Origin of the sequence: Thermococcus sp., from assembly GCF_027008145.1 — an archaeon.
In the GTDB taxonomy this organism is placed as follows: Archaea; Methanobacteriota_B; Thermococci; order Thermococcales; family Thermococcaceae; genus Thermococcus.
Window position 1 is genome coordinate 1 of the sequence record NZ_JALTCZ010000034.1, and the last position, 10686, is coordinate 10686.

At 52.4% G+C, this 10686-nt stretch carries 10 protein-coding genes and 1 pseudogene; 7 read left to right on the forward strand and 4 right to left on the reverse strand.

Translation table 11 applies throughout. From position 1 onward, the window contains the following. The 6 genes from MVD07_RS01575 to MVD07_RS01600 form a co-directional block, all read left to right on the forward strand. On the forward strand, positions 1 to 1137 hold a 1137-nt coding region (locus tag MVD07_RS01575), incomplete at its 5' end, for a nodulation protein NfeD (RefSeq protein ID WP_297497714.1). Then, complete coding sequence (locus MVD07_RS01580) at positions 1125 to 1937, forward strand: slipin family protein (protein ID WP_297497717.1); 813 nt, start codon at positions 1125 to 1127, stop codon at positions 1935 to 1937. The genes MVD07_RS01575 and MVD07_RS01580, both read left to right, overlap by 13 nt. A 137-nt stretch (positions 1938 to 2074) precedes the next feature. Beyond that, positions 2075 to 2854 (forward strand): septum site-determining protein MinD, encoded by a 780-nt coding sequence (locus MVD07_RS01585; protein WP_297497740.1) that lies wholly within the window; start codon positions 2075 to 2077, stop codon positions 2852 to 2854. After that, positions 2854 to 3102, forward strand: a complete 249-nt coding sequence (locus tag MVD07_RS01590; RefSeq protein WP_297497720.1) for a hypothetical protein — start codon at positions 2854 to 2856, stop codon at positions 3100 to 3102. Before MVD07_RS01585 ends, MVD07_RS01590 begins: the two co-directional genes overlap by 1 nt. Before the next feature lie 87 nt (positions 3103 to 3189). Then, positions 3190 to 3435: a hypothetical protein gene (locus MVD07_RS01595; RefSeq protein ID WP_297497723.1), complete on the forward strand. Its 246-nt coding sequence runs from the start codon at positions 3190 to 3192 to the stop codon at positions 3433 to 3435. Positions 3436 to 3549: 114 nt separating this feature from the next. Then, positions 3550 to 5061: an AMP phosphorylase gene (locus MVD07_RS01600; RefSeq protein ID WP_297497725.1), complete on the forward strand. Its 1512-nt coding sequence runs from the start codon at positions 3550 to 3552 to the stop codon at positions 5059 to 5061. Here the strand turns inward: MVD07_RS01600 and MVD07_RS01605 are convergent. From MVD07_RS01605 to MVD07_RS01615, 3 genes are read right to left on the reverse strand one after another with little or no spacing between them, the layout of a single operon-like run. Beyond that, positions 5058 to 5573, reverse strand: coding sequence for a hypothetical protein (locus MVD07_RS01605; RefSeq protein WP_297497728.1), 516 nt, complete (start codon positions 5571 to 5573; stop codon positions 5058 to 5060). The genes MVD07_RS01600 and MVD07_RS01605 overlap by 4 nt on opposite strands. 48 nt (positions 5574 to 5621) lie before the next feature. Continuing rightward, on the reverse strand, positions 5622 to 6092 hold the full coding sequence (moaC, locus tag MVD07_RS01610; protein WP_297497731.1) for a cyclic pyranopterin monophosphate synthase MoaC: 471 nt from the start codon (positions 6090 to 6092) through the stop codon (positions 5622 to 5624). Positions 6093 to 6113: 21 nt separating this feature from the next. Further along, positions 6114 to 8924, reverse strand: coding sequence for an RtcB family protein (locus MVD07_RS01615; RefSeq protein WP_297497734.1), 2811 nt, complete (start codon positions 8922 to 8924; stop codon positions 6114 to 6116). A 75-nt stretch (positions 8925 to 8999) separates the two neighbouring features. Here MVD07_RS01615 and MVD07_RS01620 point away from each other — a divergent pair, with 75 nt between their 5' ends. Continuing rightward, a complete protein-coding gene (locus MVD07_RS01620; RefSeq protein WP_297497737.1) occupies positions 9000 to 10424 on the forward strand; it encodes a polysaccharide biosynthesis C-terminal domain-containing protein in 1425 nt (474 codons plus the stop codon). Here the strand turns inward: MVD07_RS01620 and MVD07_RS01625 are convergent. Then, positions 10414 to 10686, reverse strand: a pseudogene (locus MVD07_RS01625) (hypothetical protein); the annotation flags it as partial. The gene MVD07_RS01620 and the pseudogene MVD07_RS01625 sit on opposite strands and share 11 nt — an antisense overlap.

Genomic DNA, 10686 nt, shown 5'->3' on the forward strand with positions numbered 1-10686 from the left:
GATGCTATGATGCGCATAGTCTCTGAAATCCAGAACTCAAGCGTCCCGGTCATCATATATGTCTATCCTAGGGGTGCTATAGCTGCCTCAGCCGGCACATACATAGCCATGGGCTCCCATCTTATTGCTATGGCCCCCGGGACGAGCATAGGGGCCTGCGAGCCGATCCTTGGATACTCCCAGAACGGTAGCATAGTTAGGGCCCCCGAAAAGATAAGGAACTTTTACACAGCCTACATGCGCTCCCTGGCCGAGGAGAGTGGCAGGAACACGACGGCAGCCGTGAAGTTCGTGGCCGTGGATCTAAGCCTCACTCCAGAGGAGGCCCTTAAAGCCCACGTAATAGAGGTTATAGCCGACGATGTCCCGGATCTTCTCAAGAAGGCCAATGGAATGAAAACGAAGCTCCCTGTCAGGGGGAGGGGCTACGTTGTCCTTAACTTCACGGACGTCGAGGTCAAGCACATCGGCAACTCCATAAGCGACATCCTGATAAGCTACCTATCGAACCCGGCTATTGCCTACATTCTTCTCAACGTTGGCATCCTCGGCCTGATATTCGGCTTCCTAACACCCGGCTGGCACGTGCCAGAGACAATAGGGGCAATCCTCCTTGTTCTCGGTGTGGTGGGCCTCGGCTACTTTGGCTACAACACAGCAGGGGTCATACTAATCATCCTTGCCATGATATTCTTTATAGCCGAGGCGCTGACGTCGACCTTTGGCCTCTTCACGGTGGCCGGCGTGGTCAGCTTCATTATGGGGGGCCTCTTGCTCTTTGGCAAAGGAGGTGGGAGCATCTACCTCATAAACATGAAGACCTTCTCCATGCTCCGGGTAGCGATAATAGTCCTGGCAGTTCTGCTGGGCCTGTTCTTCCTCTTCGGCATGACCGCTGTCGTACGAGCCCGTAGGAGAAAGCCGGAAACCGGGAAAGAAGAGATGATAGGGGCCATTGGAAGGGTTGTTGAAGACCTCGACCCCGAGGGTGTTGTGAAGGTCAGGGGGGAGCTCTGGAAGGCGACCTCCAGGACCGGGGAGAAGATAAGGGTCGGGGAGGTTGTGAAAGTCGTTGGCATGAGGGGCCTCATCCTCATAGTTGAAAAAGTCGAAGGTGGTGTCGAATGGCAGGAGTAGGTAGCATAGTTTTGGGCATTATTTTGCTTTTTGTTCTGATTGTGCTTGCCAGTGCCATAAAGATAGTGAAGGAGTATGAGAGGGCAGTGATATTCAGGCTTGGTAGGGTCGTCGGTGCCAGGGGCCCGGGACTGTTCTTCATCATTCCAATATTCGAGAAGGCAGTGATAGTAGACCTCCGTACTAGGGTTCTCGACGTTCCGGTTCAGGAGACCATAACCAAGGACAACGTTCCGGTTAGGGTCAACGCAGTCGTTTACTTCCGCGTCGTTGACCCGGTCAAGGCTGTCACTCAGGTCGCGAACTACATAATGGCGACCAGTCAGATAGCCCAGACGACTCTGAGAAGTGTCATAGGTCAGGCGCACCTCGACGAGCTCCTGAGCGAGAGGGAGAAGCTCAACCTCCAGCTCCAGAAGATAATCGACGAGGCTACAGATCCCTGGGGAATAAAGGTCACCACGGTGGAGATAAAGGACGTCGAACTGCCAGCAGGGATGCAGAGGGCGATGGCGAAGCAGGCGGAGGCGGAGCGTGAGAGGCGTGCAAGGATTCTCCTAGCCGAGGCCGAGAGGCAGGCAGCCGAGAAGCTCAGGGAAGCCGCTGAGATTATCAGCGAGCACCCGATGGCACTACAGCTGAGGACTCTCCAGACCATAAGCGACGTTGCCAGCGACAAGAGCAACGTCATAATACTCCCACTTCCAATGGAGATGCTCAAGCTCTTCAAGAGCGTCGGGGAGGCGGCCGAAACATACAAGAAAAAGGCCGAATCCGAAAAGAACACTGATGTCCATTGAGACCCGCTCCCTCTTTACTCATTTTGCAAAACAACCGCAAAAGATAAAAGGAGATTTTAACTAAGGAACAAACACGGCGGTTATATAATTGGGGAAAAGCTGTCTAAGGGTCACTGTTAAGCAGGGAGGTGTCGGCTTTGGAGGGACGTTCGATAGTTTTTGCCTCTGGAAAAGGCGGGACGGGTAAAACCACGATAGTTGCAAACCTGGGTGTTGCGCTGGCTCAGTTTGGCAAGGAAGTGATTCTTCTTGACGCTGACATAACCATGGCAAACCTCAGCCTTGTCCTTGGAATGGAGGACATACCAACGACGCTCCACGACGTCCTCGCCGGCGAGGCTGATCTTAAGGATGCCATCTACGAGGGCCCGGCTGGGGTTAAGGTCATACCCGGTGGCCTCAGCCTTGAGAAGGTGAAGAAGGCCAAGCCCGAGAGGCTCAGGGAACTGATCAGAGAGATAAGCCAGCTTGCGGACTTTATCCTTATCGATGCACCGGCTGGCCTTGAGATGACCTCGGTGACTGCTCTCCTGATAGGTAAGGAGCTGATAATAGTCACCAACCCTGAGATCTCTGCAATAACCGACTCCCTCAAGACCAAGCTTATCGCCGAGAAGCTCGGAACCCTTCCACTCGGTGCCGTTCTTAACAGGGTGACCAACGAGAAGACCGAACTCACAAAGGAGGAGATAGAGGCCATCCTGGAGGTTCCGGTTCTGGCCATGATCCTTGAGGATCCTGAAGTCAAAAGGGCCAGTGCCTACGGTGTCCCTCTCGTCATAAAGAACCCGACGAGTCCGGCGGCTATATCAATCAAACAGCTTGCTGCAAAGCTCGCCGGTATCAAGTGGAAGCCTCCCGAGCCGGAAAGCCCGATAAAGAGGATTTTCAAAGCAATCTTCGGAGGGAAAAGGTGATGGCAGAGGTAATTCTCTATGGCATTATAATAATCCTCCTGATCCTGGTGATAGTGTTGCTGATGCTATATCTCTCGGCCAGGAACAACCCTTACTACGTCGTCTACGACGAGGAGACCAAGAACGCCCTCAAGAGACGTGTGCTCTCCCTTAAGGATGAGCTGGAGGGCGAACTGGAGGAGTTTGACGTCGAGGACTGGGAGAAGGCCCTCGAAGAGTCGATAGACGAGGAGGTCAAGAACCTCTGATCTTTTTGGCCTCCTTGTTACTAAACGTTTTTGCAGCGTTAAATTTTAAAATCTCTTCTGTATGACTACATCCTGGGTGGGGACGCTATGAGAGTGAAGCTGGGTTATAGAGACAGGCTAGTCGAGTTCAGTGGTGGTTGGCTCTATGTCTTCGACGGCAAGCTCTACAGCGTCCCCATCAGAGAGGTTGTCTCCTATTACCTGAACGGCACAGCCGTCCTGCCGGAGGGCATCAAGCCTATCGCAACGGACGTGGTTAGATTTCTGATGAAAACGGGCGAGCTTGAGTGGTTCTCAAGCTCCCAGGCTCAGTGCAGCGAGACCCTCGAGTGATTTTTACAACATTTTGATGAGTGTAGCGGTTGTTCTTGGGCTTTTTAGTCCTGTTTCCTGCGAAAACTTTTAAGTATCCATTTTTCAACAAGTAGAATCCACGGAGGTGATTCCATGAAGGCCAGGATTAAACTGCTGGATGTCCTGAGTGGCAGGTACTCGGTGCTGATCAGTGAGGAAGACGCGAGAGAGGCTAAGCTCCATCCGGACGACCTAGTGAAGCTTGAAGCTGGTAAGAAGATCGTCTATGGGAGTGTTGTGATAAGCAACATGATAGAGAGTGGAGAGATAGGAATAAGCAGGGACATTCTGGAGCTTCACAACTTCTCGGAAGGGGAAACCGTTAACGTAATCCCCGCCGGAACTCCGGAGAGTGTCAGGTACATAAAGAAAAAGATGCACGGTGAAAAGCTTAGGAAGGTTGAAATCGAGTCCATAGTAAGGGATATCGTCGATAGAAAGCTCAGGGATATCGAGATAAGTGCCTTCGTTACGTCCCTCGAGATCAATGGCCTAGACATGGACGAGATAGCGGCACTGACAATAGCGATGGCCGAGACTGGGGATATGCTCGACATAGACAGGAAGCCGATAATGGATGTCCATAGCATAGGTGGCGTTCCCGGTAACAAGACCAACATCCTGGTGGTTCCCATCGTCGCGGCCACCGGGCTGACAATACCGAAGACCAGTTCAAGGGCCATAACGAGCGCCGCTGGGACGGCTGACGTTGTCGAGGTGTTCGCCAACGTCACCTTCACCCTCGACGAGATAAAGAGGATAGTCGAGAAGGTCGGGGCGTGTCTCGTCTGGGGAGGCGCTCTGAACCTTGCCCCAGCAGATGACATAACGATAAAGTCCGAGCGTACACTCAGTGTTGACCCCACAGGACTGATGCTGGCGAGCATAATGTCAAAGAAGTATGCAATGGGGAGTCAGTACGTTCTCATAGACATACCCACCGGAAAGGGAGTCAAAGTTGAGACGATAGATCAGGCCAGGGCTCTCTCGAGGGACTTTATAGAGCTCGGCAAGAGGCTCGGGCAGTACGTTGAGGTCGCGATAACCTACGGTGGCCAGCCGATAGGCCATACTGTCGGTCCGGCGCTTGAGGCTAGAGAGGCCCTCTCGGCGCTCCAGAGTGGCAAAGGACCAGGGAGCCTCATAGAGAAGGCAACAGGGCTGGCAGGGATACTCCTTGAGATGGGGGGAGTTGCCCCAGCGGGGATGGGCAAGAAGATGGCGAAGGAAATCCTCCAGAGCGGTAAGGCCTGGGAGAAAATGAGGGAGATAATCGAGGCCCAGGGCGGAAATCCGGACATAAAACTCGAAGAGATACCCATCGGGGACAAGACTTACACCTTTACTGCTCCGAGCAGTGGCTACGTAACAGGGATAGACAACAGAGCCATAACGGCCATAGCCAGGACAGCCGGGGCCCCCGAGGACAAGGGCGCCGGGGTGGAGCTCTACGTTAAGGTGGGCGAAAAGATCAAGGAGGGTGACCCTCTCTTCACGATCTACGCCGAGCATGAAGCCAGGCTCGACCAGGCTATAGTCCTGGCCAGGAGAACAGAGCCGATAAAAATAGAGGGAATGGTTCTCCAGCGAATCGGCAACATCTAAGGGTTTTTCAGTTCCTTTAATTTTTCTAGAAACTCCCCTCTGCTGAGGCACCCCTCACCACGCTTCAGCTTAACCGCAGCGACCTTGTAGTTGCCCCTGCCGACGAATCTGCAGACTTTTTCCGGTTCATCGACTAGCCTCGCAACCGCGTAGGTGATTCCATTTGCTTCCACATAGTCTATTACAGTGTCCCTGAAGCCGGTAAAGATAACCACACACTTCCTGGAGGGGTTGAAGGGCATTAAATCCTCATCGATTGGGGGTAGTTCTTTCACTACGCATTCTTCCGGGAAGTTGCCGGCCTTTATGCGCTTTACCAGTTCAACTGTCTCTCCCGTTCGCTCGAACCTCTCAAGCTCTTCCCTGCTTACCTCAACTGGTCTCGTTGAGTAGCATAAGACCCTCTCGTCATGATACATCAGGTAAGTCCCGTCTTTTAGAAACATGAAGGCTATCCTCTCCCTCGGCAGGTCGAAGAGGTAGCCAGCTTTGCTCTTCTTGACGCTGTACATCGAACCACCGCTCAACCTTTGAGAGGACACGCTTATAACCATAACTGGTCATAACTGACCCTTAACCTTCTCCACCACCTGAATTCCCTCTATTCTCGTGACCGGGTACTGTCCGTTCTCGTCCTTTTCAACGGCCTTAACCATATCCCATATCGTAAGCAGAGCGACGCTAACTCCGGTTAGGGCCTCCATCTCAACGCCCGTCTTATAAACCGCGCGAACCTCGCAGGTGGCCTCTATGTAATCCTCGCCAAACTCAAAGGTTAAGTCAACGCCGGTCAGTAGTATCGGGTGGCAAAGGGGGATGAGTTCCGGCGTCCTCTTTACAGCTAGAATTCCCGCTATCTGGGCTGTAGCTATGACGTTGCCTTTCTTCGTCTTTCCGGCCCTTATAAGCTCAATGGTTTCAGGCCTTAGGTAAATCCTGCCCTTTGCAACAGCCCTCCTAAACACATCATCCTTGTGCCCCACCTCGACCATCTTGACGCCCTTCTCATCAACGTGGGTGAGTTCTCCCATAGCTCAAACCCCCTTGAGAGATTACCCCTTAGCAACCCCCATCGGCCTCATTCTCGCGACGAGGTTTGCTATACCTGCATCGTGAACGACACTGACGACGTTGTCAACGCTTTTATACGCTCCTGGCGCCTCTTCAGCAACAACACGAAGCGACGCAGCTCTTACATAGATACCGCGCCTCATAAGCTCCTCCCTGAGCCTGTCCCCGCGGTACTGCCTCGTTGCGGCCTTCCTGCTGAGCAACCTTCCGGCGCCGTGGCACGAACTGCCAAAGGTTTCGCGCATTGAGCCTTCGGCTCCAGCCAAGACGTAGCTCGCGGTTCCCATCGAGCCGGGGATAAGGACGGGCTGGCCAACGTCACGGTAGGCCCTGGGAACGTCCGGATGACCAGCAGGGAACGCCCTTGTGGCTCCCTTTCTGTGGACGACGACCTTTACCTTCCTTCCGTCGACCTCGTGCTCTTCAACTTTAGCTATGTTGTGGGCGACATCGTAGACGATGCTCATCTCCATGTCCTCAGCTTTTCTCTTAAAGACCTCCTCAAAGCTCTCCCTGACCCAGTGAGTTATCATCTGCCTGTTTGCCCAGGCGAAGTTTGCCGCTGCTTTCATCGCACTGAAGTACTTCTGCCCCTCCTCGGTCTGGAAGGGGACACTAACAAGCTCGCGGTCAGGCCACGGCACGTTGTACTTCCTGTTGGCTTTTTCCATTATCCTGAGGTAGTCGCTCGCAACCTGGTGGCCGAGCCCCCTGCTCCCTGTGTGAACCATCACAACTACCTGTCCTTCAAAGAGGCCGTATGCCTTCGCGATTCTCTCGTCGAAGATTTTATCAACGACCTGAACCTCGAGGAAGTGGTTCCCCGAGCCGAGGGAGCCGAGCTGGGGCGCTCCACGCTGCTTTGCTTTCTGGCTAACCGCTTCTGGATCCGCTCCTTCCATCCTCCCGCCTTCCTCGAGGTGCTCCAAATCTTCCTCCCAGCCGTAGCCGTTCTCAACTGCCCACTTTGCACCGTCCGCTAAAACATCGTCGAGTTTACCCCAGTGGAGTCTCACGCGGCCTTTGCTTCCCAGGCCACTCGGGACATTCTTGAAGAGCGTGTCAACGAGTTCTTTGATGCGCGGCCTGACCTCCTTCTCGGTGAGATTTGTCCTGATGAGACGGACGCCGCAATTGTGAACAACGAGGCCGTTGGCTATGAAGTTGTGGGAATCGTGATAAACGCCAACATCGTAGAGCTTTTTGGAGTCACTTTTTATTCTCTTGACTTCAATTACCTGATCAAGCACAAAGCCGCCTTCAAGCCCGTAGGCTTTAAGGAAGCTCTTGAAGTCGGGCAGAAGTTCTCTCATCTTCCTATTTCTCTGAACTAAGTTGCTTTCTGAGATGTTGTTTCCTATCACAATTTTTCTCCTTAAGTATTCCGCGAAGATCAGTGCGTATGGTTTCTGGGCGGTGTATTCGTAGCCAATCTTGGAGAGGAAGTTGTACATCTCCATCGTGTTGGAGTATATTACGAGCCTGTACATTACCCGGTTGTCGTACTCTTTGACCTTTCTTACATGGGAAGCGACTTCAAACTCTGCCAGCAGTTCTTTAATTGAATTTAGGAACTTCACAAGGCCTTCTTCGAGTTCCCTGGTCTTAACTGCAGTTAGGGTTATGGAATTTGGCGTATATCCATATTCATCTGAAATCAATCTTGGCTTGCTTCCATCTGCACCAAAAAGCCCTGCTAAGAAGTTTCTCTTAACCCATTTTGGAGCCTTTTTGATCCACTCCGGAACGTCAAAGTCAACGTCAGTTTTCTTACCCACTGGAGCGCCCAGCTTGATGAGGAGTTTTGAAAACGCCTTTGATGTGACCTTTATCGAGTACTCAGTCCCTGTGGTCTCAAACTCCCCCCATGCAGTCTTGATGTTTTCCCTTCTGGTTTTCTTGTGGACTCTGGAGGTCCTGATGTTGAAGTAAAACTCAAGATCCTTCCTAAGGGCTTCCAGTCCTAATCCCTCTCCGTAGAAGACTGTGATTATTCTTTCTCTTCTCTTCTCACGGTAAATGTCGAAAGATCCATCGCCTATAAAGTATCCTAGTATCCTCGCCAGAATCCCAATCCTTGGGTCGTCCATTCTCAATGGGAGCAGTCCCCTCTCTTCCAAGTACTTGATCAACTGTCTGTCCTCGTTTTTGAAATCTTCCCGAGTTAAAAGAACCCTTGGTTCTGGTTCTTCGTACTCGACTCCCTCGAATGGATAGACTGCTACCAAATCACCGGGCTTTAAGTCCTCCGCCTTTATGTACCCATTCTCAGTAAGTATCGGGTGGTCTCCGGAGGCCTTAAGGATCCTTCCACTTGCAAGTTTTATTTCGTATATCTCCTCGTCGCTATCCCTCTCCGCGACCAGCATTATTCTAGAGTGGTCGTTGTGGCCCTCCTTTGCGTCGTAAACCTTTAGTGGAACCCTTTTGAATGATTTGGGTAGGTCCTTTACCTGAATCTTGAATCCCAAATCACTTATGACCTCAGTTTCTTCGTGGAGACAATTCACATCGTATCCTACACCACCGGGGCTTATTACACCCTCCTTTGCGTCAAAGGCGGCAACTCCTCCTATCGGGAAGCCGTAGCCCTGGTGTCCGTCCGGCATTACGATGGAGTACTTGTAGATGCCCGGGAGCATGGCGACGTTTACCGCCTGCTCAAGCGTTTTGTCGTTCTTCATCTTTTCTATAAGCTGATCATCTGCGTAGACCCTCCCAGGGACGCGCATTCTCTTATCAAACTCCGGTATCTCCCACCTTATCTTGTCTATCCTCTTCAGCGGCACCATGCTCTCACCCCCTTTACGGTCGTTTTCAACCAATATAATTTTTATTACCTCGCCAAAAGACAGATGGGATGGTAAATGAGAAACCTGCTCCGCAACATAGAGCAGTTGATAGCCGGGAACTTTGCCAGGAGCACCGTGATGACGTTGCTCACCCTCTACATAATCCGGGAAACGAGCGTCAGTAACTTCGGTGTTTACTCAACCGTTCTCGCGTTTTCCTCGATCACCACGGCCTTTGTGAATTTTGGGCTCGACACCTATCTTATTCGAGAGGCCAGCCGGAACCTCAAGACCTTCTTTCCCCTCTTGAAAGGGATTACCAAGGCGAGGTTTCTGCTCTTTGTCCTTTCGGAGGTCATTCTCTACCTCACCCTTACACTGCTTGAGTACCCCAAGGCCGTCGTCGTTCTGACCCTGATTTTCGCCTTCGACCCCCTGCTGAGCTTTTTCCTCGACTCCCTCTACTCCCTCCGCTACATAGAGGAGAGAACCCGAATAGTACCCCTGGCGGAGTTCGGGAGGCGGGCGCTCCTGTTTGGGCTGGTTTTGCTGGTTGCCAACGGTGACCTCATGGAGATCGTGCTTTCATACCCAGTGGCAGATACCGTAGTGCTGGCCGCTGTCCTAGGTGTTTGTGCTGGGCGCCTCAGGGAGCTGAAGGCCGTTTCAGAGGGTGAGGAGCCTGGCCTCTGGAACCTCCTCAGGAAAAACCTCCCCTTTTCACTTCAGACCCTGACGGGCCTTTTCTTCTGGAACGTGGATGTGATGATGGTCTCAAAGCTATTGGGGGCAATGGAGACCGGTTTTTACAACGTTGGTGCCACGATCTTCAAGGCGATATACTTCCTTCCCCAGTCCTTCGGCTCGGTTCTCCTCCCAAAGTTAAGTAAAGCCTACCACGATGGGAACCTCTGGGGTGTGCGCAATCTGCTGCTGGAATCGGCGAAGACCCTCCTCCTGATTGCCATTGGTATTGTAGTGTACTCGCAAACGAGTCTGCCGTACTACATCCCCCTGCTCTTCGGGGACAAGTACTCTCCCGCGATGAAGCTTATCGGGCCGATGTCGCTGATAGTCCTCTTCTACTTCCCGGCCTTCCTTGGACAGAACCTGCTCGTGGCAATAAACAGGGAGAAGAAAGCCGTGAATTCGCTGGTCATTGCCAACGCAACGAACTTCGTCCTGAACCTCGTGTTCATCAAAATGTACGGTATCCTTGGCGCGGTCTACGGTACCGTGCTGAGTCAGGCGGTATTTTTCATCACCACCGCCTACTACCTCCGCGATGTTATTAGCTGGATGTCTCCGCTTGGGGATATATGGAAGGACTTGACCATAGGAAGTGCCGCGTGGGTGGCAACAGGGCTTGTTGTCTCATGGCTGAACGGGGTAACGAGACCGTATCTAGCCGACAATTTGTACCTGCTGACGCTTTTCCTGCTGTACAGGGAGCTGATAAAGGGAGAGAGGTTTAACCTCCATGGGTATTCTATCCCTTAGAAGGTCTGTATCTCCTCTCCTTGGGAACGTAGTTGAGAAGCTTTCCACCTTTGGCCTTTGCCGATCCTAGGAAGTAGTTTCTCCACTTCAGGATTACCCAGCCGTAGAGCTCTCCATCGATCTCGACGTCTCCTCCTGCCAAATAGCGCCTCGCCCTTTCATCGTCCAGCTCAACGACGTTCTTCGTCGCCTTCGGCCCGACTAAAAAGCTCCCCTCTATGGTGAGCCTTATTCCGTCGCTCTCAATCCTGCCGAAGTAAAC

Coding starts and splice junctions, on each gene's coding strand:
- moaC (WP_297497731.1), bottom strand. CDS start 6,092: ATGGGAGAACTCACCCACGTTGATGAGAAGGGCGTCAAGATGGTCGAG.
- MVD07_RS01595 (WP_297497723.1), top strand. CDS start 3,190: ATGAGAGTGAAGCTGGGTTATAGAGACAGGCTAGTCGAGTTCAGTGGT.
- MVD07_RS01590 (WP_297497720.1), top strand. CDS start 2,854: ATGGCAGAGGTAATTCTCTATGGCATTATAATAATCCTCCTGATCCTG.
- MVD07_RS01615 (WP_297497734.1), bottom strand. CDS start 8,924: ATGGTGCCGCTGAAGAGGATAGACAAGATAAGGTGGGAGATACCGGAG.
- MVD07_RS01605 (WP_297497728.1), bottom strand. CDS start 5,573: ATGTACAGCGTCAAGAAGAGCAAAGCTGGCTACCTCTTCGACCTGCCG.
- MVD07_RS01580 (WP_297497717.1), top strand. CDS start 1,125: ATGGCAGGAGTAGGTAGCATAGTTTTGGGCATTATTTTGCTTTTTGTT.
- MVD07_RS01620 (WP_297497737.1), top strand. CDS start 9,000: ATGAGAAACCTGCTCCGCAACATAGAGCAGTTGATAGCCGGGAACTTT.
- MVD07_RS01600 (WP_297497725.1), top strand. CDS start 3,550: ATGAAGGCCAGGATTAAACTGCTGGATGTCCTGAGTGGCAGGTACTCG.